Below are 22,678 nucleotides of genomic sequence, written 5' to 3'. Positions count from 1 at the left end.
GAATGTCCTTCAGCTACCAGGATCTCGCGCAGCGGGCCGGAGTGGATCCCTGGGGCCTCCGAGACAAGTTGACGGCGGGGGACCCGGCCGAGATCAACCAGCTGGCCCAGGCGTTCGCCGGCGCGTCAGGGGACGCCGCCGAGGCCGGTGAGCTGGCCGGCCAGGCGTCCCGGCTGAAGGCCGAGCACTACACGGTCAACGGCGCGCCGGCCTACGACATGACCGCCAACGTCGCGCAGACCCGGGCCGAGCTGGGCAACAACGGCGAGAAACTGTCCAACATCGCCAAATTGCTCGGGGCCATCTCCGGCGATCTGGAGACCAAGACCAACTCGGCGAAGTCCGAGGTCACGGCGTTGGAAGGCGAGATCGGCGGCATCGAATCGGAGTACCGGTCCATCGTGCGCCAGTACCACCAGGCCATGGATCCGTCCGACCGGCAGTCGCTGATGGACGAGTACGTCGCCAAGGCCGTCGCCCAGGTGAAGGCGCACGGCGGCGCGGTGAAGGGCATGGTCGACGATTACGAGCAGGGGCTGGCCGGGCACCTGAAGTCGTTGGCCGACATGGGATACATCCCGCCCGACGGGGCGCAGGAGGGGCCCGGCGGCGCGGCGCTGAGCGTGGACCAGGCCAAGGCCGACGCCGGCCTGGTCAACGGCGCGCTCGGCCGGCCGGCGGGCAAGGACGGCATCGAGGCCATCGAGCAGGGCGAGCGCACCGTCGCGTTGCTCAACGCTCGGGTGGCCGCCGGCTACAGGCTGACCGACGCCGAACGGGCGTACCTGGACGCCTGGTACAACGAGGTCGGCGCCGACAACCTGGCCAAACTTCCCCAGTACGTACGCGATGCCGCCCCGTCCATGGCCGATCACCGCCGTGGCCCCGACGGCCTGCCCACGGAGACCAACGACGACGCCGCCGCGCGGCTGAGCCGGCAGGTTGTCAGCCCCATCGCCGACGGCATCATGAACCTGTCCAACCCGGACAAGGGCGGACACACCGGCCTCGGTCAGATGCCCAAGGCGGTCCAGGACCTGGCCAAGACCCCGGTCGGCTGGCGTGATCCCGACACGGGTCTGTTGTGGCCCAACAAGGATCTCAACGACTTCGGCGATCCTCAGCACATGGCCGTCGACGGGCTCGGCCGGTTCAACGGCTTCTCCGACCTCATGCAGGCGTCGACCGTGCACGGCGGCACCGAGTTCACCAAGGAGCTCGGCGAGCAGGCCATCCGCGTCAAGCAGGACCTCAATGCCATCTCCGCCAACGGTTCCGACGCGCTGAGCCGAGGCCCCAGCAGCCAGCAGGCCTACGACGCGCTACGCGCCCAGACCTCGGACGCCGCCGCCAGCCACCTGCTCTCCGTCGTCGGCCGCAACGACGCCGCTTCGTCCCAGCTGTTGCTCGACACCCACGACCGGCAGACCCTGCTCGGCCTCAACTGGCAGGACGACCACGGCGCCGCCGACGTCGTGCACGGTGGCACCGACCGTGATCCCAAGACCGGTGGCGGCACCATCGACCAGGCCAAGGCCGCTCTTGCCGTGATGAAGGAGGTCGGCGCCGACCGCGACGACTACCTGCACCGGATGTCCCAGGGGGTCAAGGATGCCGTGGTCGACACCGGTATCAACTGGATGGACACCTTCGGCCGCAACGTCACGACCGGCACCCCGTCCGACGCCGAAGCGCACATGCATGACGTCTTCGGCAACGACTCCGGGGTTGGCGTCCAGCTCTCTCCGGAGGACCGCGCCCGCTACTTGGAGTTCGTGTCCGGCACCGGCGACCGTGACGCCACCCGCTTCCATGCCGCGGCCATCGACTACGGCAAGGGCCTCGTGGTCGACGCCCTGAAGCACGGCACCAGCGTCGACGTGGACTCCGCGCTCAACGCCGCCGGCCGGATCGACGGCGCCATGACCACCGCCGACTACCAGTACGCGTTGGATCAGACCGGCGCCAAACACGATCAGGCTGTGGCGGCGGCCGAGGCCGCCAAACGTCGGGACTGGGCGTGGGACCTGGCCAGCAAGGTTGTGGTGACCGGGGCGGTCCAGGGCGTGAACCTCGCCTCCGGCGGCACTCTGTCGCCGTTCACCGCCGTCGGCAGCGCGGTCATCAACCCGTTGATCGACAAGGTCTTCACCGCACCGCCGCCGGATCCCGACCAGACGCCGAAGCAGCGCGAGGACCTGTTCAACCAACACGAGATCGACAAGGACGCCCGGCGCGACTACTTCCTGCTGTCCGCCGCGAGCGAGGCCGGCGTGCTGCCCGCGAACACCGGCCGCGGCACCACAGATCTGTTCACTTTGGACAGTGGCGGCCATCAGATCCTCAAGCCGTACAAGGACATCACGCCGAGCAGCGACCTGCTGGAGGCCCAACACAATCTCACCGTGGCGAGCTATCAGCAGTGGTCCAAGGGGCACGACGCTCCGGTGCAGCTCGATGCCTACAACGAGGCCCGCGACAGCATCGCCAACGGCTCCTACTACTACGAACCGGTGCACGACTCGCCATGGCACGACGACAACAGCGCGCGCAGTCTGCTGTACGGCGACAATGTGTCCAAGGACGGCAAGGTCGACCGGCTCTTCGAGTCGCGCGTGCCGGCCGACCCCGGCAACTACTACGTTCCGCCGTGGAAGCGCCACAACTGACCGAAAGTCCGGAGGATCGATGTTGTCCCGGCTCCGCCGCGCGGTGGTTCTGCTCAGCGTTGTCGTCCTGTTGGCTTCCGGCTGCACCTCGACCCCGGTCGAGCCGGCCGCGATCACCGTGGGGATCCCGAGAGCCGCGAAGTGGCCCGGCCGAGGCGATCTTGTTCAGGACCAGGCCTTGCGTGAGAAGGTCAGCTCACTGCTGGCGACCTGGTCGATGCCGGATGGATCCAAGATCGACAAGTCTTGGCTGCTGTGGGCCGGCCGGCTGGACGGCACCGTGCTGGCCGTCGCCGCCGTGCAGCCCGTCAGCATTTCGCAGTCTTGGCAGGTCGAGTTGAGCGGTCCCGCGGTCGATCAGCTCGCCGTCACCGCGTCGAGCCGCTACAACTATCCGCCCAGCACCGAGGACGTGCGCCCGGTGCGCTCCCCTTGTTGCGCCGGGCGGTATCTGGTGTCGACCGAGGTCAAGAGCGTCGCGTTGAACGGCGGATCCGCCTTGCCCGTCAAGGACTTCGTCACCGACCGCGCGCCCTTCACCAAGTGCTCGGCCGGCGGCTTCGAGGTGACCCACACCGACTCCCGGGTCGGCGACTACGTCGATCTCGGCTCGTCGTTGGCTTTCGGCATGGATCCCACGAGCAACGCCGCTCTGCTCGATGCCTTGCGTGGCTTGAACACCTGCTCCGGTGCCGTGCCCGCCGGCGTGACCAGTGTCGCCACCCAGGCAACGCATCCCCTGACCATCCCCGCCGCCGGTCCAGGCAAGCTCATCGAGCTGAACTGGGACCCGGCCGACCAGCACAACGTGATCAGCCTGGTCTGGCGGCCCGACAGCGCCGCCGCCCCGACGTTCTCCACCCCGTCCGCGGCCAGTTCCGACACCCTGGGCGTCTTCTCCCTCGACCTGCCTTCCGGCCGCGTGATCGCCTTGACCTGGCCCACCGCCGACGGCAATCGCCTCGTCCTGCCGCCCGGCATCACCCCGTTGGCTGATTCCCCTGGGGTGGCCGTACTCAGCCCACCGCCGACGCCGTTCGACGCCAAGGTGACCTTTCACGACCAGGTCGCCGCGACCAAGAAGGTCTCCTGACCCCGTGCTACAGCCTGTAACGCTCGCCCTGTTCCCTTCGACTACACACCGGAGTCATCTGGAGGCACCACTGTGAGCTATGGCTACCCCGTTGCCGGGGAACCGATGCTGGTCACGATCGGCGATATCGGAGTCACCGGCTCCACGGTGGTGACTCCGATCGGGGCCCGGCCGGTAGGCACCGTGCAGTGGATGTTCACCGACATGTCCCGGACAACCGAGCGGATCCCGCCTTGGGCCATCGTCTGCACGATCATCTTCTTGGTCTTCTGCCTGCTAGGGCTTCTCTTCTTGCTGGCGAGGGAGACTCAGACGACCGGATATGTGCAGGTGATCGTGCAGGGGCCCGGGTTCGTGCACACCACGCAGCTGTCCGTCTCCTCACTCGCTCAGGTGGCGGACTACAACGCCCGGGTCAACTACGCCCGCTCGGTCAGCGCCTCCGCCTTCGGCTTCTGATCGCGCCCTCGATTGGGGTTCTCGGTGCGTGACCACGGACTCGACGACGGGCTGGTTCGGCTTCGTGAGTGGGCCGACGAGGACGCGGGCTGGTACGCCGAGAGTGTGCGTGACCCGCTCATTCAGCGTTTCACCACAGACTCGCCGACCCTGGACGCCGCCCAGGTCCTGGCCGCAATCCTTCGATTGCGCACCGCCGGCGACCAGGAGGGCTTCCTCATCTGCGACTCGGCCACCGCACGCCGGCTTGGCAACATTGCCCTGCACCATGACGGGCACGCCGGGGAGATTTCCTACTGGGTGGCCGCCGACGCACGCGGCCACGGCGTGGCCACGCGGGCCGTGTTCTTGTTCAGCGCCTGGATCTTCCAGCACGTAGGCTTGACCGAGGTGTGGCTGCGTGCCCACCGCGACAACGTCGCCTCCCAGCAGGTGGCACTACGCGCGGGCTACCGTCGTGATCCGCAGCGCGACAAGTCACAGGAGACGAAGGGTGAGGTGTGGCCGATGCTCGGCTACACCCTGACCCGCACCGGACCGTGACCCCCACTGCTTCCACTGTGCAGATGGCCCGACTTGGAGTTCGGGGCGAAGCCCCGGCGTGGGGGCGTGGGGGCCGGGCCCCACAAAACACAACGAGCGAGGCGGCGAGAGCGGCGAAGCCACTCCGCACGCCTCGCCCACTCGCGAGTGGGCCGCCTGGGGCTCGAACCCAGAACCTACGGATTTATGATCCACACTTGCCGTTGTCTACTATCGAGCCGATTTCCCTTGCGGCGGCTGACAAAGCGTTGGCGTGCGGGCTCCGTCATGGGCCGTCGTCAGTGGTCTTTTGTCATTGTAATCGCGGGGTAAGAGCGGGTGATAATCTTGCCCTGGCTGCGTACACCGCGTCATGTGCCACGGGAAGATTTTCACGCCTGTCTTGGTCTCCGCTGTCTTGGTGCGAACGGCGCGATGCCTCGTTCGGTGATACGCCAGACCTCAGGCGTGCGGTTCGAAGCATACGCAATCACATCGCGGAGATGCACCTCGACCAGGTGTTTGAGCGCATCACGGGTCGCCCCTCCTGGGAGGTAGAACATGTGGACCTTGGCTGCTCGATACGCCGCGAGCTCGTGCGGGCGCTCCATGATCTTTGAATCTCGGTTGAGGACCACCCAACCGCTTCGTGCGATTTTGCCAAGCCACTCGATGTCGTCGGCTCCAAGCGATTCAGCTCGTGTACCGAACACCTCGCCTGGAGTGTGGACTCGATATCCGAGTTCCACCAATAGGCGTCGGACCGTCCGAGTCACGGCGTTCTCGTCAAGATAGAACTCAGGCGGCGCGGCCAAGGAGGATGCGGGCGGCGGCCCGGACGGCGTCGATCCCGACCCCGTGTTCCTCGGCAACGATGGCAGGGTCCTCACCAGCCTTCAGCATCGCGGCCACGTTCGCGACTTTCGCACCTGTACCGGTGAACACCGGTTGTCCTGACGCACGGTGCGGGTCGATCACGACCTTGGTCGGCTCGAACGCCTTCAGTTCCAGATGTGACGGGTAGCCGTCGGCACCGAAGCCGACGTACCGCAGATAGTCCTGGACGATCTCGCGTATCACCTGCTGACCGGTCGCCCCCTCGATCAGTCCTGCGCCAGCCTCTGTCTTAGAGAAGTCCCATAGAACCGAGATCCCGTCGGTCCCTAGGGCGGGCGATACGAGCACGTACTCACGGCCGAACTCACGCTGTAGCCGCTCGAGCGCAGGCCGGATGCGCTGTGGTCGTACACCGGCCTGTCGTAGCCCTTCTAGTACCCATGCCTCAGCGAGTGCGATGAACGGGACGCTTGCTTGACGCAGATTATCGGGATCTGCCACGTGGAGCAGTGGTCCACCCCGCTCGTAGCCTCGCGCCCAACGATGGAAAGTCTGCCGGGGGATGCCGAGAAGGCGCGCAGCGTCGGCCATGCTCAGAAGCGGCCTGGTGAACCGTACGTCGGTGTTCACGGCGTCCCTTCTCCAGTCGGTGGCACATGCAGTATCTCGAGGTCGGTCGTCAAGCGCCAGCTCAAAGCAACGAGCACTCTCTCAGACTTTTCCATGGGCCCTCGGATGCATCGAGGGCTCCAGCTCCACGGCCTGTGGACAGCCCTGACGGCCGATCGGGCGCCGGCTCTGCACAGGCGGCGGGGCCAACTGGTGCCCGAGCGAGTGCCACTGAAGGTCAACCTACGACCTGACAGGTTCGAGGTCTGCTTTGCCGTTGCCTCGTGGCATCTGCTGCCTCCTGGTATCTGTCGCCATATCCCGCAACCTGCGAGGATTCCGAACGAAATATCCACAGTAGGCGATCGAAGTGATCGTTTACCCTATTTTTGAGATGAGGGGTAAAGTGAGATCGACCTTTCACGATGAGGCGTGTTAGATTTCATCACGATACACCTCTGTGGGGTCATGCTTAACCCTGCCTGCCTTCCAAAGAAAATACATATCTGACGACTCGACGGTCGCCTTATCGTCGAAATACTTGTACACTTGAGTTAGCGACGCGGCCACGACGCCTACCCCGGCGGTAACCACCAGAGGCATTGCCCCCATAAGGCCAATTGAAGTGGCAGTCGTACCTACAACTGCCGAAATGCCGACCTTTTTGGACAAGCTGCGGGTAGCTGACCGCATTTTTTGCTCGATATCGGCAATCTCTGGTTTTACATATTCCTCAACAACAGCTCGGGCAATCTCATTCGGCGATCTTGATTCGTGACGCTTTATCGCCTCGCGGACGGCCGTCCTAACGGCCGTCTGAAACTTCAAGTAGCTGGCTTCATCCTCTTGTTGCATCTGCAAAAATTCCCGCAGACCAATTCCGTTAATCCCGGGAAGTTCAACTTCAAGTGCCACACTCTCTGCGCTACTAGAACGCTCTCCTCGGATAGTTTTCATCCATGCAAATTCGGACATATCAACGATAGGTAGAGTGTAGTGCTTAGCTGTAATGTAGTCCTGTACGGCAGGTACGGTGATTGAATCGAAGACCTCGCGAGCCATGTAAGCTCGGGTTGGGCGAGTGCGGCCGTACTCGCTAACCAAAACATGATCAGTCACCATTGGGCCGGTAATCTTTGCCGTCCAGTTACCGGCACGGTTGCGTACAGTTGAAAACTTCGAAGTCTCTATAATCTTAGCTATTACATCCGCCGACTGCTGTTCGTCGTCGTAAATTGTAATCCCGGCTTCGCGTGCGTAATTTCGATAACAGGATTGGCAGTAGGTAGCTGGTTTTGTAACGAAGCGTATTTTATCGCGCGCGCCTATCTCGTCGATATATAGCAAAAGGGCGACGTGGTCCTGAAGCTCGCGAATCGTGCGGGCGCGCACGTCGGGGCTCCTTGCTTCCAATCCTCGAGCCACCGCGTCGACGATTGGGCCGCCGACTGCAATGTGCTGGAAATAATGAGCAGTACGACTAAGGAGTAGCTTCAATTCGTTGCGAAAGCAATTGAGGCAGGGTGGATGAAATGAGCCAGACAGGTCAAGAGTGCGACCTGCCATCACGCCGTACGGGCCAAGGCTAGGAACTTGACTCCATTGCTCGTCATGATAAGGAATGATTTGATAAAGAGCTTTCACGACTGTCGGGGACTGGGTAGCTCGACGGTAGTCGGCGACGGATTTAATATCAAACTCGCGCATCCAACGTTCCAGCCAGTATCCATCATCGATCGACATACGTTCCTCCCAGCCCACAAACATGTTCCGAAGTTAGATCGAGACGGTGCTGCGGCTCGTTACTCCTCAAAGGCAAGTGAGGGGCCTCGTGCCATCCCGTCGACCTGGCTTCGCCCGATCACGTGTGTCAAGGGGGCACCTATGTTCAAGCCGGCGGCGGGCGCTGGGACGGCCCCCTTGACGCGCGTGATTGCCCTTGAGGAGGTCGACGGGATGGCGCGGAGCTAGGCCCCCTCCCGAACCGCAGCTGGCTCACGCTCCCCGGCCATCCTGTTGGCCTGCCCGTCCGGCGAGGACGTCTTTCTCTGCAATGCGGCTCGCGGGGGCCGGCGGACGCCGGGTGGGTGGCGGAGCCGGGCCCCGACCGAGCGGCCGAGCGGCCCCCCGCAAGGGGGCCGCCTTGATGAAGAGAAGAAAGTGTGAACACAGCGGGCTGTGGCGCAGGTGCACGAGAGGAGACGGGCGGCCCTAGGCTGGGCGCGTGCTGCTGAGCGAGTGGGCGACGGACGTGGCGCGTGATCGACTGGCGGAGTCACTGCCTCGGCGCTGGGCTCACGTGCAGGGGGTCGCGGAGAAGGCTCGGCAAGCCGGGGGGCTGTTCGGCGAGGAGGGGGACCTCCTGGTGGCGGCGGCGGTGCTGCACGACATCGGGTACGCCCCGGAGCTGGCGGCGACACGGTTTCATCCGCTGGACGGGGCGAGGTACCTGAGGACCACGGATGCGCCGGCGCGGTTGGTGAAGCTGGTGGCGAACCACTCGTGTGCGCCGCTTGAGGCGGAGCTGCGGGGGCTGTCGGCGGAGCTGGCGGAGTTCGAGGACGAGAAGTCGGCGCTGCGGGATGCGCTGTGGTGGGCGGACATGACGACGACGCCGGACGGGAAGCCGACGACGGTCACGGACAGGGTTGCGGAGATCCAGAAGCGCTACGGACCCGAAGACATCGTGTCGTGCTTCGTGCGGTGGGCGTGGCCGGAGCTGCTGGGCGCGGTCGAGCGGACGGAACAGCGACTGGCTGATCAGGTGAAGTAGGGGGCCTGGCGCCCCTCGAAGCCGTGGCCGATGCGCAAGCGGATCGACGGGTGGATGTTGAGCTCGTCCAGGCGCTCGCGGGTGACCCATTCGACTTCGCTGGACTCGCTGCTTGTGCGCGGCTGCCCGCCGGTGGGGGTGGCGCGGAAGCAGAGGGAGAACTCCTGTCGGACTTCGCCGTCGTCGTAGGCGATCACGTGGGCGGGGTTGGAGTAGATGCCGATCAGGTCGGTCACTTCGACGTCGATGCCGGTCTCCTCGGCGACCTCGCGGACCACGGCCTGAGCGACCGTCTCGCCTACCTCCTGGCCGCCGCCGGGGATGGCGTACAGGTCGTTGTCGGTGCGGCGAATCATCAAGAGGCGACCGGCGTCGTCCAGGACGAAGGCGCTCACGGCGACGCGGATGCTGTTGGCCTCGGGAGCGTTCGGGTCGTTGTAGTGGTCGACGCGCGACAACTCGGCTCCTCAGAAGGTGCGGGCTTGCCGGCGGCCCAGACGGTTTCGAAGCTCTCGGCATAGGTCTCGAACAAGTCGCCCGAGGACAGACGCCGTAGGTGCAGGGCCGGCGCGTGCGCTCCGGGGAAGCCGTACACGTGGGTGTTGACGACCATCTCGTCGTCGAAGCGGAACACGGAGTTGTACAGCGTGGTCTTGTGGAACCTGATCTGGACGTCGGCGACGGCGGAGAGCGGGCGGACGAAGGCCAACGCGTTGCGGATACGGGCGGCGACAGTGCCCTTGCCCAACTGCTCCTCCTCGCTGCGTTTGGCCACTTCGCGCGCTGCTGGGTCGCCGAACAGGAACCGGATCTTGGCTCCGTCGTTGGCCTTGCGCGTGATCTCCTTGGCGAAGGTCGGGCGCTCAACGAGGAACAGTCCAGCGAGGACAAGGATGTCGATGTGCTCGCTGGCGTCGCTGAGCAGGCGGTCCCACAGCTCCGCCGGCACCGAGTTGCGATGCGGGTAGACCCGGACGACCTCGGACTCGGCGATCTCGGACTTCCGTTCGGGCGCAACGGCATCCGGCCACAGGTAGTTCTCGGTCTCGCGGACCATCGACGCGATGGTGTGACGGTGGCGCGGGTACGGCGTGCGGCCGGTGGTGATCCACCGTTCCACCGTCTTCGGGTCGACGCCGATGGCGTTCGAGACGTGCTCCAGATTCAGCCCGTTGCGCAGCAGCGCGTCTCGTAGCCGGTCGTTCGCCTTCGCCACAACGGACCTCTCGGACGAGTAGGGACGACTTCAAACTACCTGAGACGTCCGTAGATGTCCCGCTGTGCGGTGCTCCTGTCCTCGCTTTCCGTCGAAAGTGGTTGTTGTCAGAACGACCCTGAAAGCCGGAGGCGACACAATGGGCACGAGAGACACAGCGAAGCGGGTTCGACATGTCCGAGGCTGTGCGTGAGGCACAGTGACCAGCGGCAAGCGGGACCTGGTGCACGTCCACATCACGGACGACCTGCCGATCCGCGCTCAGGCGCTGTCCTACGCGAATCGGATCGAGATCCGCCTTGGCAACGCGTTCCCGGTCGCCCTGATCATCGACTACGCGGCGCTGGGCGTCCTTGAGCGGGCGATCCAGCAGGGATGGTCCGAGCTCGATGCGGTGGGACGTAGCAAAGGGGGCGGCAATGCTGGTTCTCATTGACGACTTCGGAGGCCCGCCGCTCGTCGCTCAGGTGGCCTCGCCGAAGGCGTCGCTGACTGTCGAGGAGATGAGCGAGCACCACGTCTCGCTGCTGTTCCGGGACGGGGACGAGCAGTTCCGCCTTCTGCTGAGCACCGAGGTCGCCGCGCTGCTGACGCTGCGGTTGGTTACGCAGTTCGGTGATCACGTGGCCTGGATGCGGGCCGACAGAGTGGAGCGGTGACCGGCTTCCTGCTCGGTTCAGCGCTGGGACTCGTCGCCGGCTTGCCGGGCGCGCGGTGGCTTCAGGTGCGATGGGCCGGCTTCCGGCACGAGCCTGCCGACCCATGTGCGGGTTGTCCGCTGCTTCCAGTGTGCGGACGGCTGGTGCCGTTCCCGACGGAGCGGGGCTGACCTAGGTGTTCTGACCCGTGAGGTTGGGAACGCGGCTGGCTGGGGGTAGGCCCTTGAGCGCGGTGTGGCCGCGGTGGTGATTGTAGGTGTGTAGCCACTGCGGCAGGGCCTGGCGGCGTTCGGTCTCGGACCGGTAGGGGCGGGCGTAGGCCCATTCGTCGAGCAGGGTGCGGTTGAATCGTTCCACTTTGCCGTTGGTCTGGGGCCGGTAGGGGCGGGTGCGTTTGTGGGTGATGTCTGCGGCGGCCAGGGTGTCGCGCCGGAGTCGTGAGCGGTAGCAGGACCCGTTGTCAGTGAGTACCCGTTTGACGGTGATTCCGTTGGTGTGGAAGAAGGTCTGCGCCCTCTGCCAGAACGCGGCGGCGGTTTCCTTGGTCTCGTCGGGCAGGATCTCGGTGTAGGCCAGACGGGAGTGATCATCGATCGCGTTGTGCAGGAATCCGTAGCCTAGCAAGGGGTTGCGGTAGGCGCTGCGGGTCGCGGTGGCGGTGCGTTGGCTGTTGCGGCCGCCGATCTGACGGCCGTGCACCCGGTGACCGCCGCCGTCGGGGATGTTGCCCAGCTTTTTGATGTCGACGTGGATCAGGTCGCCGGGAGCGTCGCGTTCGTAGCGGCGGATGGGGTGCGCGGTGGCGCGGTCCAGATGCGTCAGGCGAGCCAGGCCGTAGCGACGCAGCACCCGGTGCACCGTAGCCGGGTTCAGGCCGAGCAGGTAGGCGATGCGGGCCGGTCCCCAGCGGCGTAGTACGCGGACCTTGATGATGCGGCGTTCGGTGCGGGTAGGGGTACGGCCAGGGCTGGTGCGAGGACGGGAGGACCGGTCGACCATGCCAGCGGCACCGAGTTGGCGGTAGCGCCGCGCCCAGCGTTGAGCGGTGCTGACCGAGACCTGGAACCGGTCGGCCGCTGGTCGCAGTGGCCAACCGTCGTCCACGACGCAGCGGGCCAGCCGCAGCCTGCCCAGCTCGGTCAAGGGTGCGTTACGGTGGGGCATGAGGGCCTCCGGGCGCTCGGTGTAGACGTCGCAATCCACACCGAACCTGGAGGCCTTCCCTCATTTCAAGATCATCGGTTCACGTGTCTGCCCGTTCGCAACCTCCCAAGGCAGTACACCTAGGCGAAACTGTCCCAAAGGGACGGGCCAAGGGCTTTGGGGCACGTGGTGGTCCTGAAGCCACCGGCGGTCCGCTGAAGCGTCGGGCGCACGGTGGGCGACGAAGATCCCATCCGCCACCCCGCCTTGGGGTCCGGGGCGAAGCCCCGTCGTGGGGCGTGGGGGCCGGGCCCCCACAAAACACAACGAGCGAGGCGGCGAGAGCGGCGAAGCCGCTCCGCACGCCTCGCCCACTCGCGAGTGGGCCGCCTGGGGCTCGAACCCAGAACCTACGGATTAAAAGTCCGCAGCTCTACCAATTGAGCTAACGGCCCATGGTCCACACGATAGCGCCTCGACGTGAGGGTCTGCCGGAGTACCGGGGTGTCGCCCCCGCCACAACGTGTGCGCGATCGGGTGATCAGCGGCGATGGGGCGGTTGATACCGAGGGTGATCAAATGGTTGCATGGAGTGGCCGGCGGGGCGGCGTTGTCCTGACGGCCTGGGCGGATCATCCTGGACAGCGGCGTGCATATGCACGGTCAGGTGCGGCCGGGGGTATCCAGCCGGCTGGGGCGGGCTCTTGACTGGCGAAGGGATCGGCGGCGGACGGAGGTTGGCGTGGACCACCTCGACAACCAACGCCGCCCGCTGGTGGGTAGGGCGGCGGAGCTGGTGCTGCTTGATGACGTCGCCGCGCAGGCCGGCACGGCGTTTCGGCTGGTGGAAGTGGTGGGGGAGCCGGGGGCGGGCAAGACGAGGCTGCTGGCGGAGTTCACCAGGAAGCGGCTGGTGCTCAAAGGCCGAGCGGTGGAGTCGGAGCGGGAGGTCCCGTTCGCCCCGCTGGTGGACGCGCTGGTGGACCGGGTGGACGCGACGCTGGCGGACAAGCTGAGCGAAGCGGAGACGCAACTGCTGGCGACGGCCTTCCCGGTGCTGTCGAAGAAGCCGGCGCAAGAGGTGGTGAAGCCCCGCCTGTACCGGGCGATGAGGTCGCTGCTGAGGGAACTGGCGCCGGCGACGGTGGTGCTGGACGACGTGCACTGGGCGGACGACGCGACGATCGAACTGGTGGACTACCTGGTCCGCCACCCGCTGCCGGCGCCGATGCTGCTGGTCCTGGCCTACCGGCCGAACCAGGTGTCGTTCCGCCTGTCCAGGGCCCTGGCCGACCACGCGACGAGGATCGAGCTGGGCCCGCTGTCCAAGGCGGACGCGGACCAGCTGCTGGGCACGGCGATGAGCCCGCACACGAGGCAACGCCTGTACGACGCGAGCGGCGGGAACCCGTTCTACCTGGACACGCTGGCCCGAACCCGTCCGACGAAGGACCGAACGGAGCTGCCGGAGTCGGCGAAGGCGACGCTGGCCGAGGAGCTGGCGGGCCTGGGCCCGATGGAAGCGCTGGTGGCCAAAGCAGCCGCGGTGGCCGGCGACACGTTCGAGCCGTCGGTCATCGCGCACGTCGCCGAGGTGCCTGAACATGTTGTCCTGCAAGCATTTGACGACCTGGTGGCGCGGGACGTGCTCAGGGAGGTCGAGGGCTCGGGGCGGTTCCGGTTCCGGCACTGCGTGGTGCGCCAAGTGGCCTACGACTCGGCGGCCGCCGGCTGGCGCCATGGTGCCCACGCCCGCATCGCGGCCTACTTGGCGAAGGTCGGCGCGCCGGCGGTCAGAAGGGCGGAACACGTTCTCCGCTCGGCGAAGTACGGTGATCAGGAGGCGGTGAAAACCCTCGTCGCCGCGGCCCGGTCCATCGCCACCAACCAGCCGACGACGGCGGCCAGCTGGTACGAGGCGGCGCGCCACCTGGCCACCGAGGACGACATCGACATCCGCACGGAACTGGCCTTCTGCCAGGGCATCAGCGGCCGGATCATGCCGGCGCTGGAGACCTTCGGGGCCGTGCTGAAGACGATGGCCGAGGACCACCCCAAACGCGCGCCGGTGGCGGCCTTCGCGGCCTTGCTGGCCCAACTGCGCGGCGAGCAGGACTGGGCCCGCCTGCTGCTGACGTCGGAACTGAACCGCCAGCCGGATGCCCCGGCGCTGCGCCTGCAACTGGTGCTGGACGCGGCGATGCGGGGCGAGGCCCGCACGGCGAAGCCATTCCTGGACGCGGCCCCGGAGGACGACCGCAACCGCTGGACGGTCCCCTTCGCCGCACTGCACGCGTACGTGAAAACGGTGGAGGGCAACCGTTTCCAGGCGGCGGAGACGGTCAGGGCGGCCGCGCGGCTTGTCGACGCCAGCGACGACGACGAGTTCCTGTCCTGGCTGCCGGCGATCCACATGCTGTGCTGGGCCGAGGTGCTGATCGGCGAGCAGACGCTGGCCCTGAGGCACTTCACCAAGGCCGTTGAGCTGGCCCGGGATCACGACCACCGCTACTTCCTGCCGCAGCTGCTGCACGGCCTGGCCTTCGCCTACGTGGTCGCCGGCCGGATCACCGACGGCCTCGCCGCGGTGGAGGAGGCGCTGGAGTCGATGCAGCCGCAGTCCAGCATCCGCGGCGCGCTGCTGGGCGTCTGGTGCCAGCTACAGAGCTGGCGCGGCCAGCACTCGACGGCGATCCGCTCCGGCAGACGGGCTGTCGCGGCGATCGGCGACGGTCACCCGGCGCTGGCCTCGCTGGCCCGCAACCAGCTGCTGCTGGCCCAGGTGCACGCCGGCGACCACGCCAAGGCGGTCGAGGAGATCCAGCCGCGGCTGGCCGAGATCGACCCGTACACCCGGCTGGTCAGCTGCTGCCTGCTGGCCAAGGCCGACCCGAAACGGGCCCGCCACTGGGCCGATGCGGCGGCCAACCTGGCCGACGGCCGGCTGGACATCGACGTCGTCTTCCGCGACCTGGCCGCGGCCTACGCGGACAACGACGCCGACAAGGCGCTGAGCGCGGCCGCGGCGGCGGAGCGGATCGGCATGCCGCTGTGGGAGGCCACGGCCCGGCTGACGGCCGGCACCTGCCTGGCCCGCGTCGCCCGTCGCGACGAGGCGCTACGTGAACTTCAAGCGGCGGCGGCCATGTTCAACGCCTGCGAGGCGGCGGAACTGCACGCCACGGCGGTGCGCGAGCAGCGCCGGCTCGGGGTCCGCGTGCCGCACACGGGCTCGCTGGCCAACACGCTGTCCCCGCGCGAGCTGGACGTCGCCGAGCTGGTCTGCGCCGGCAGCACCAACCAGCAGATCGCCGAGAAGCTCGTGCTCAGCGTGCGGACGGTGGAGACGCACCTGACGCACATCTTCGCCAAGCTCGGCGTGACCAACCGTGCCGGCGTGGCCCGGGTGCTGGCCAGCCAGAACGAGGATTGAACTGTCCGCAGCCGGCAGCGGTATCTACCGCCAGCAACAAAGCGAACAGGAGGTGGACGGTGCGCCACGCCGACCCCGAGCCCGGCTCGTTGGCCGACGACCCGGGCGCCGTGCTGTGGCTGGGCTCACCGGATCAACCCCGCGTGCTGCTGCTGCACGACATCGCGATGACCGGGTCGACGAGCTGGCTGGGCCAGTTGCAGCTGGCCGACGACATGTGCCTCGGCATCGTGGACCGCCCCGGCTACGCCATCACCGACCCGGCGTCCACCGCCGGCTGGACCTCGGACGCCCGGATGCTGCTGGAGGTGTTGGGCCGCAACGGCCCCACCCATCTGGTCGCGGCCGGCTGCTCGGCCGCCGGCGCGCTGCTGGCCGCGCAGCTGGCGCCGGCCCTGGTGTCCTCGATCGTGCTGGTCGAGCCGCCCTTGTTCCAACTGGTCGAAGGGAGCTCGCTGGTCGAGGACCTGGCCGGCAAGTTCGTCGAGCTGCACGACCAGAGCTGCCTGCTGGACGGCCCCGAGTTCCTCCGGGCGTACCAGACCACCTTGGGATATCTGGAGCCGCCACGGCTGGAGGTGCCGGAGCGCTGCGCGGAGGCGGCCCGCAAGGAGACGCCGGCCTGCCTGGCCCCGCTGGACGCGGCCGCGGTCACCGCGCTGTCCACGATGATGACGGTGGTCATCGGCGGCCGGGAGGGCCCTGAGCACGACGCGGGCGAGCGCACGGTGTTCGGCGGCGCGTTGTGGCGTACCGCTGAGGTCCTGGTCGAGGCGGCCGACGGCTGGCTGGTGCCGGTGGAGTCGGCCGGTCACGCGGTGCAGCGCCGAACGGGCCTGTTCAACGGGGTGCTGCGGCGGCATCTGGACATGTGGTGGCGCACGGTCGACCACAGTCACGCCGCCGCCGGCTAGCCGAGGTCAACTCACGCCAAGATCCGGAATTCGCTAGTCTCCTGGCCAACGGTCGGTCGTGACCGGGATTCCTTGCGAGACTGGAGATGGGTGAACCGGGTCGTCATCGTGTCCGCCGGCGTCGGCGCCGGTCATGACGGCGCGGCCCGGGAGCTGGCGCGCCGGCTGACCGAGCGCGGTCACACCGTGGACATCCACGACTATCTGGACATGCTGCCGGGTTCGCTCGGACGCCGGCTCGGCGCGGCCTACCTGCGGCAACTGCTGTCCGTGCCGCGCAGCTGGGACGTCCTGCTCGGCCTGCTGCAACGGTCACGCCTGTTCGCCCGGCTGATCTGCCTGCTGTTCGCGGTGACCAGTCGCCCGCTGCGCCGGGTGGTCGCCGGCGCCGATCTGGTCGTCTCCACGCATCCCTTGCCCAGTCAGACGTTGAGTGGCATGCGGCGCAAGGGTCGCGTGACCGTTCCGGTGGTCACGTACCTCACCGACCTGTCCGTGCACCGGCTTTGGGTCGCGCGGCACGTGGATCTGCACATCGCATTGCACGAAGTCGCGGCCGAGCAGGCCCGCCGGCTGGGCGCGAAGCGCGTCATCGTGACCGGCCCGGCCGTCGGTCCCGCGTTCCGGCCGGCCGCCGACGACGCCGAACGTCAAGCGGCACGGGAGAAGTTCGGGCTGCCGAGCGAGGGCCGGCTCGCGCTGGTCGCCGCCGGCTCCTGGGGCGTCGGCGACATTGCCGACACGGCAAGGGAAATCGCCGAGACCGGGATGGCGACGCCGGTCGTGCTGTGCGGACAGAACGAGACACTGCGCCGGGACCTTGCTCACGGCATCGCGCTGGGTTGGATCGACGACATGCCGACGCTGATGCGCGCGTGCGACATCGTCGTGCAGAACGCCGGCGGCCTGAGCTCGCTGGAGGCGTTGGCCACCGGGCTGCCGGTGATCACCTACCGCTGCCTGGCCGGGCACGGCCGCACCAACGCCGCCGCCCTCGACGAAGCCGGCCTGGTGCCGTGGATCCGTGACGAACGGGACCTCGCCGAAGCACTGACCGCGCGGCCGACCAAGGCGAAGCTGTCAGCGACCTGCCCGGCCGCCACGCTGGATGCCGAGCTGCCCCAACGGGAACCGGCCCGTCGCTCGCGCCGGCGGATGGCGCTGACCGCCGCGGCCACCGTGGTCGTGTTGTGGCTGGCCACGGTGGCGATCAGCCTCGGGGTGGCCGGCGGCTCGATCGGGCCGGCCAGCCGCCGCGGCGGCGCGGTCTACATCCTGGTCGCCGTGGACAGCACGCGGCCGATGTCGCCGCGGACCATCAAAAAACTGGCCGCCGCGCACGGTGCCGCCGCGGTGAGCACGACGGTCCTGCACGCCCAGCCGGAAACCGTGCGGGCACTGGCCAAGGCGGACATCACAATCGTCAACGCGGCCGACGGAACCCTGTACGAGCCCGGCGTTTTCACCGGCCGGGCGGCCATCGGCCAGGTCGCGGCCGGCGTCGCCGCCGTCACCGGCCGGTCGCCGCGGCTCATGGTCAGCAGCGGCAAGCTGGACCCGGTCGACCTGGGAATCGTTGCGCTGCACCGGGAACACATCATCGTGCCGGCGGCGACCGTGCATTGCGGCGCGGCCATGCGGCGGGGGATGCGCGGCGTGATCCTGGTCGAGTCGACGCCGGACTGCGACCTCGACGCCACGCTGGATGCCCTGGCCGCGGTGGCGCACCGGCACGCGGTCCGGGAGGCGTCGATCGAGGAGCTGTCGGCATGATCCGTCCCCTGCTGGCCGGCGTAGGCGCCGCAGTCGTCGCCCACGCGCTGCCGTCGGTGCTGGCCTCGGCCCCGTTACGGCGTCGTGTCGCGCCCGGCCTCAGCGGCGTCGGCGAGCAGACGCGGGTCGCGCTTACCATCGACGACGGGCCGCATCCCGTTGCCACGCCACGGTTTCTCGACGTGCTGGCCAAGCAGAACGTGCATGCCACGTTCTTCCTGCTCGGCCAGGAACTGGTCCGAAACCCCCAGCTGGGCAAGGAGATCGTCGCCGCCGGACACGAGATCGCGGTGCACGGGTGGGAACATCGGATGTTGGTGCTGCGCGGGCCGTTGAGCACCCGCGACGACATCACCCGCGCCTACGAGTACATCGCCGAGACGACCGGCGTGATCCCGCGCTGGTACCGGCCGCCGTACGGAGTGCTGTCCACGGCCGCCGCGATCACCGCCCGCCGCCTGGGCATGAAGACCGTGCTGTGGACTTCCTGGGGCCGGGACTGGGAAAAACGCGCCACCCCTGACTACGTCTACGAGAACGTGGCCAAGAGCCTGCACGGCGGCGGCACCGTCCTGTTGCACGACTCGGACTGCACTTCCGTGCCGGGTTCGTGGGCGGCGACCTTGGGCGCATTGCCGCGCATCTTCGCCGAGTGCGACCATCGGGGTCTGAAGATCGGGCCGCTGCGGTCACATCAGGTGAACTGAGGGAGACCCGAAAACCGGGGGTCACCGAGCGGTGCTGACCGTTGACGCGGCAAGGATCGGCGAGCTGCTGTCGTTCGACGTGCTCGTGCCGACCCTGCGCACCGCGTTCGCCCACGGGCAGCGGGCCACCGTCGCGCCGCAGCGGCACCGGCATCGGGTGGACAACGAGCTCGACGCCACCATGCTGATCGGCGCCTCGTGGACCCGGAACTACCTCGGCGTCAAGGTGAGCACGGTCTTTCCTCGCAACGTGCTCGCCGACCTGGAGTCGTTCTCCTCGACGTACCTGCTGTCGCACGGACGAACCGGGCATCCGCTGGCCGTCATGGACGGTGGCGAGCTGACCCGCCGGGCCACGGCCGGGGTCTCCGCACTCGCCGCCGGCTACCTCGCCCGTCCGGATATCAGGACCCTGCTGGTGATCGGCGAGGACCGGTACGCCCGGGCAACCGCACAGGCCTATCAGGCAGTGTTCGACCTCGAACGGCTGCTGGTGCTCGGGGACGGTCCGGGCTTCGTCTGCGACGGCGTGATGGTGGCGGCCGTCACAGATCTGCCGGCGGCGCTGGCCGTCGCCGACGCAGTGGTGTGCGCCACAGTGGCCACCTCGAAGCCGGTGCTGCCCGGGGCGTGGGTGAAACCCGGCACTTTCGTGCATCTCGCGGGGAGCTTCACGCCGTACACCAGGGAAGGTGACGACGCTCTCATCGCCGACGCGTCGGTTTTCCTCGACACGTCCACGGCCATGGGCGAGTCCGGCGACCTGGCCCAACCGGCCGCGGCGGGCATCTCGCCGAAGGTCCGCGGCACCCTGTTCGACCTGTGCGCCGGCACCGTCGCCGGGCGGCTGGACCAGGGCGAGGTCACCGTGTTCAAGTCGATCGGCACGGCCATTGCCGACCTCGCCACCGCGGCCGTCGTGCACACCTCTGTACCCTCGGCCTAGAACCGTTCGTCGAACGGGCCGGGGGCGTCCGGCCCGCCATGTAGCCTGGCGCATTGCAACCTGCCTGGTCCGGACGGCGTCTGATACAGCATTCGGGGACCGGAAGAGTTCCGGTGGTGCGGGCGTGGGTTCGGCGAAGGGGTGGGTTGTTCCATGGTGGGCACAGGCGCGCGGATCGCCCTGATCGGCGGCAAGAGCGTGCTGGCCGCGGTGTCGGTGCTCGTGCTGGGCACCACGTACTACGGCTGGTCGACGGTGACCAACGCGGAAGCGGGCGTGCAGCACGCGGACGTGATCGACAGCAAGACCACGCCGAAGACGCCGGGCCAGGACATGAACATCCTGCTGGTCGGCATGGACAGCCGGACCGACGCCCACGGCGACCCGCTCGACCCGAACCTGCTGGCCTCGCTGCACGCCGGTCCGGACGACGGCGAGATCGAGTCGGACACCCTGATCGTGGTGCACGTGCCGGGCGACGGCACCGCCGCCTCGGCCTTCTCCATCCCCCGTGACTCGTGGGTCAGCATCGTCGGCGAGAACGGCAAGGACAAGATCAACGCGGCCTTCGGCTACGGCTTCAACGAGGCCAAGCAGGACGCGCAGCGGCGCGGCGAGAGCGACAAGAAGAAGCTGACGCTGGCCGGCATGGACGGCGGCCGCAAGAAGACCGTGCAGACCGTCGAGCAGCTCACCGGCGTGACCATCGACCACTACGCCGAGGTCAACCTGTACGGCTTCGCGCAGATCAGCGACGCCGTCGGCGGCGTGCCGGTGTGCCTGCTCAAGGACACCTACGACGACATGACGGGCGCCCGGTTCAAGGCCGGCCAGCAGACCGTGCAGGGCGTGACCGCGCTGCAGTTCGTGCGGCAGCGGCACGGCCTGATCAACGAGCTCGACCGCGAGCACCGGCAGCAGGCCTTCCTGGCCTCGCTGGCCCACCAGATGCTGTCCACCGGCGTGCTGACCAACCCGAGCCGGCTGGACACCATCGTCAAGGCGGTGCAGAACGCCGTTGTGGTGGACTCCGGCTGGCAGCTGCTGGAGTTCGCCGGCGAGATGCAGGGCCTGTCCGGCGGCAGCATCACCTTCAACACCATGCCGGTGACCAATGTCGACGGCAAGGTCGGCGGGGCCGACGTGGTGATCGTGACGCCGAGCGACGTGCAGGCGTGGGTGAAGGCGCTGTTCAGCAAGGTCGGCAAGCAGGCGACCAGCGCCGCGCCGACCACGACCTCCGCCGCGACCGGCGCCAACGCGGCGATCACCGTGGACGTGAGCAACGCCAGCACGATGAGCGGCCTGGCCGGTCGCGTGTCGACGTACATGGTCGGCCAGGGCTACACCAAGGGCGATGTCCTGACGGCTCCGGCCAAGCGGCCCACCTCGCTGGTCCAGTACGCCGCCGCGGACAAGGCCGCTGCCCAGCAGGTGGCGACCGCGCTCGGCGACCTGCCGATGGCGGTCAACTCCTCGCTGAGCCCGGGGCACGTGCTGGTACTGCTGGGCAACGCCTATCACGGCCCCGGCTCCGGTGAGGCCCAGGGCGTGGCCGGCGCCGGGCAGCTCCAGCTGGCCCCGCCGGCCACCACCACGGTGACCCCGGACCGCCCCCAGATCGACGCCAGCGGCGTCACCTGCATCCCTTAATCGGTGGCGCTCGGCCGCTGACTGCGGTCAGCATGACCCTTCGTGACTGTTCTGGACCTCCGTCCGTGGCGGACCTCGCGCGACTACCGGCTGCTGTGGTCGTCGGGCGCGGTCTCGGTGCTGGGCAGCTTCATCACGTACGTGACGGTGCCGTTGCAGATCAAGGAACTCACCGGCTCGTACCTCGCGGTCGGGGCCATGGGCCTGGTCGAGCTGGTGCCAATGATCGTGTTCGGCCTGTACGGCGGCGCGCTGGCCGATGCCGTGGACCGCGGCAAGATCGTGCTGCTGGCGGAAGCCGGTCTCGGGCTGATGTCGTCGCTGCTGCTGGCCAATTCCCTGCTGCCGCACCCGATGCTGTGGCTGATCTACGCCGTGGCCGCGGTGGCCGCGGCTTTGGACGGGCTGCAACGGCCGTCGCTGGACGCCTTGCTGCCGCGGATCGTGCCGCGTGATCAGCTGACGGCCGCGATCGCGTTGAGTTCCATGCGGTTCAGCGTCGGCGCGATCGTCGGCCCGGCGATCGGCGGCCTGATCGCCGCCACCTTCGGCGTCTCCACCGCCTACACGTGCGACATCGTCTCGTTCGCCATCGCGCTTTCCCTGCTGGCACAACTGAAAGCCGTGCCGCCACCGTCCGATGCGGACAAGCCGTCGCTGCGTGGCATCCTGGAAGGCTTGCGCTACGCGGGAAGTCGGCAGGAGCTGCTGGGCACGTACCTGGTGGACCTGGCGGCGATGATCCTGGCCATGCCCAACGCCCTTTTCCCCTTCCTGGCCGACGAACTCGGCGCGCCGTGGGCCCTGGGCCTGATGTACGCGGCGACATCCGTCGGCGGCCTGGCCGTGACCCTCACCAGCGGCTGGACGTCGAAGGTGCACCGGCATGGCCTGATGGTCGCGATTGCCGCCGGCGTGTGGGGGTTGGCCATGGCCGGCGCCGGCTGGTCGACACCGGTCTGGCTGGTCCTGGTTTTCCTTGCGGTAGCAGGAGCCGCGGACATGGTGAGCGGGCTTTTCCGCAGCACCATGTGGAATCAGACCATTCCCGACCACCTGCGCGGCCGGCTGGCCGGCATCGAGCTGCTCAGCTACACCCTCGGCCCGCAGCTGTCGCAGATCCGCGCCGGCGGTATGGCCAGCCTGGTCGGTGTCCGGCCGGCGATCTGGACCGGCGGCCTGGCCTGTGTGGTCGCGGTGCTGGGCTCGGCCGGGCTGCGGGGCTTCATCCGCTACGACGATCGCTCGCCTTCCGTCAGCTGATGGGGTGAA

Annotated in this window: 20 protein-coding genes and 1 tRNA gene; 14 read left to right on the top strand and 7 right to left on the bottom strand. The window is 67.8% G+C overall.

The genetic code is table 11. The features are described 5' to 3' along the window. Positions 1-2: 2 nt before the first annotated feature. The 4 genes from M3Q35_RS32070 to M3Q35_RS32055 all read left to right on the top strand — a co-directional run bounded on the left by M3Q35_RS32070 (position 3) and on the right by M3Q35_RS32055 (position 4,764). Entirely contained in the window at positions 3-2,669 is a 2,667-nt protein-coding gene (locus tag M3Q35_RS32070) for a putative alpha/beta hydrolase (RefSeq protein WP_273936271.1), read from the top strand. A gap of 19 nt (positions 2,670-2,688) precedes the next feature. Beyond that, a complete protein-coding gene (locus M3Q35_RS32065) occupies positions 2,689-3,762 on the top strand; it encodes a hypothetical protein (RefSeq protein WP_273936270.1) in 1,074 nt (357 codons plus the stop codon). Positions 3,763-3,834: 72 nt separating this feature from the next. Continuing rightward, entirely contained in the window at positions 3,835-4,221 is a 387-nt protein-coding gene (locus M3Q35_RS32060) for a hypothetical protein (protein ID WP_273936269.1), read from the top strand. A 24-nt stretch (positions 4,222-4,245) separates the two neighbouring features. Further along, entirely contained in the window at positions 4,246-4,764 is a 519-nt protein-coding gene (locus M3Q35_RS32055) for a GNAT family N-acetyltransferase (RefSeq protein WP_273936268.1), read from the top strand. Positions 4,765-5,135: 371 nt separating this feature from the next. Here the strand turns inward: M3Q35_RS32055 and M3Q35_RS32050 are convergent, their stop codons facing one another. The 3 genes from M3Q35_RS32050 to M3Q35_RS32040 form a co-directional block, all read right to left on the bottom strand. Further along, positions 5,136-5,492, bottom strand: coding sequence for a PIN-like domain-containing protein (locus M3Q35_RS32050; protein ID WP_273944537.1), 357 nt, complete (start codon positions 5,490-5,492; stop codon positions 5,136-5,138). Between the two features lie 49 nt (positions 5,493-5,541). Further along, the gene (locus M3Q35_RS32045; protein WP_273936267.1) at positions 5,542-6,210 is read right to left on the bottom strand and encodes a DUF433 domain-containing protein; all 669 of its coding nucleotides are present in this window, start codon (positions 6,208-6,210) and stop codon (positions 5,542-5,544) included. A gap of 414 nt (positions 6,211-6,624) precedes the next feature. Beyond that, positions 6,625-7,932 carry a hypothetical protein gene (locus tag M3Q35_RS32040; protein WP_273936266.1) on the bottom strand — a complete coding sequence of 436 codons (1,308 nt, stop codon included), beginning with the start codon at positions 7,930-7,932 and terminating at the stop codon, positions 6,625-6,627. A 481-nt stretch (positions 7,933-8,413) separates the two neighbouring features. Between M3Q35_RS32040 and M3Q35_RS32035 the strand changes: the two genes are divergently transcribed. After that, entirely contained in the window at positions 8,414-8,962 is a 549-nt protein-coding gene (locus M3Q35_RS32035; RefSeq protein ID WP_273936265.1) for an HD domain-containing protein, read from the top strand. Here M3Q35_RS32035 and M3Q35_RS32030 read toward each other — a convergent pair. Together M3Q35_RS32030 and M3Q35_RS32025 are read right to left on the bottom strand one after the other, a co-directional pair. Next, positions 8,950-9,420 (bottom strand): NUDIX hydrolase, encoded by a 471-nt coding sequence (locus M3Q35_RS32030; protein WP_273936264.1) that lies wholly within the window; start codon positions 9,418-9,420, stop codon positions 8,950-8,952. The two genes, M3Q35_RS32035 and M3Q35_RS32030, sit on opposite strands and share 13 nt — an antisense overlap. Beyond that, complete coding sequence (locus tag M3Q35_RS32025; RefSeq protein ID WP_273936263.1) at positions 9,354-10,178, bottom strand: DUF5919 domain-containing protein; 825 nt, start codon at positions 10,176-10,178, stop codon at positions 9,354-9,356. The genes M3Q35_RS32030 and M3Q35_RS32025 overlap by 67 nt, the downstream gene beginning before the upstream one ends. A gap of 199 nt (positions 10,179-10,377) precedes the next feature. Between M3Q35_RS32025 and M3Q35_RS32020 the strand changes: the two genes are divergently transcribed. Together M3Q35_RS32020 and M3Q35_RS32015 are read left to right on the top strand one after the other, a co-directional pair. Further along, a complete protein-coding gene (locus M3Q35_RS32020) occupies positions 10,378-10,614 on the top strand; it encodes a hypothetical protein (protein ID WP_273936262.1) in 237 nt (78 codons plus the stop codon). Then, positions 10,598-10,837, top strand: coding sequence for a hypothetical protein (locus tag M3Q35_RS32015; RefSeq protein WP_273936261.1), 240 nt, complete (start codon positions 10,598-10,600; stop codon positions 10,835-10,837). Before M3Q35_RS32020 ends, M3Q35_RS32015 begins: the two co-directional genes overlap by 17 nt. Positions 10,838-11,008: 171 nt before the next feature. Here the strand turns inward: M3Q35_RS32015 and M3Q35_RS32010 are convergent, their stop codons facing one another. Further along, positions 11,009-12,001: an IS481 family transposase gene (locus M3Q35_RS32010; RefSeq protein WP_273936260.1), complete on the bottom strand. Its 993-nt coding sequence runs from the start codon at positions 11,999-12,001 to the stop codon at positions 11,009-11,011. Between the two features lie 361 nt (positions 12,002-12,362). Beyond that, positions 12,363-12,435: transfer RNA gene (locus tag M3Q35_RS32005), tRNA-Lys, on the bottom strand. A gap of 287 nt (positions 12,436-12,722) precedes the next feature. On the opposite strand from M3Q35_RS32005, the gene M3Q35_RS32000 reads away from it, so the two are divergent. From M3Q35_RS32000 to M3Q35_RS31970, 7 genes are all read left to right on the top strand, one after another. After that, the gene (locus M3Q35_RS32000; protein WP_273936259.1) at positions 12,723-15,413 is read left to right on the top strand and encodes an ATP-binding protein; all 2,691 of its coding nucleotides are present in this window, start codon (positions 12,723-12,725) and stop codon (positions 15,411-15,413) included. 59 nt (positions 15,414-15,472) lie between these two features. Further along, a complete protein-coding gene (locus tag M3Q35_RS31995; protein WP_273936258.1) occupies positions 15,473-16,327 on the top strand; it encodes an alpha/beta fold hydrolase in 855 nt (284 codons plus the stop codon). A 90-nt stretch (positions 16,328-16,417) separates the two neighbouring features. Next, positions 16,418-18,100, top strand: coding sequence for an MGDG synthase family glycosyltransferase (locus M3Q35_RS31990; protein ID WP_273936257.1), 1,683 nt, complete (start codon positions 16,418-16,420; stop codon positions 18,098-18,100). Then, positions 18,097-18,807 (top strand): polysaccharide deacetylase family protein, encoded by a 711-nt coding sequence (locus M3Q35_RS31985; RefSeq protein WP_273936256.1) that lies wholly within the window; start codon positions 18,097-18,099, stop codon positions 18,805-18,807. The genes M3Q35_RS31990 and M3Q35_RS31985 overlap by 4 nt, the downstream gene beginning before the upstream one ends. 31 nt (positions 18,808-18,838) lie before the next feature. Continuing rightward, positions 18,839-19,753, top strand: a complete 915-nt coding sequence (locus tag M3Q35_RS31980) for an ornithine cyclodeaminase family protein (protein ID WP_273936255.1) — start codon at positions 18,839-18,841, stop codon at positions 19,751-19,753. A 153-nt stretch (positions 19,754-19,906) separates the two neighbouring features. Continuing rightward, positions 19,907-21,406: an LCP family protein gene (locus M3Q35_RS31975; protein ID WP_273936254.1), complete on the top strand. Its 1,500-nt coding sequence runs from the start codon at positions 19,907-19,909 to the stop codon at positions 21,404-21,406. A gap of 42 nt (positions 21,407-21,448) precedes the next feature. Then, the gene (locus M3Q35_RS31970; RefSeq protein ID WP_273936253.1) at positions 21,449-22,669 is read left to right on the top strand and encodes an MFS transporter; all 1,221 of its coding nucleotides are present in this window, start codon (positions 21,449-21,451) and stop codon (positions 22,667-22,669) included. The last annotated feature ends 9 nt before the right edge of the window (positions 22,670-22,678 follow it).

Source organism: Kutzneria chonburiensis, assembly GCF_028622115.1.
Taxonomy (GTDB): Bacteria; Actinomycetota; Actinomycetes; order Mycobacteriales; family Pseudonocardiaceae; genus Kutzneria; species Kutzneria chonburiensis.
The sequence above is the reverse complement of the archived record's forward strand: the minus strand, read 5'-3'. Positions and strand labels throughout refer to the sequence as shown.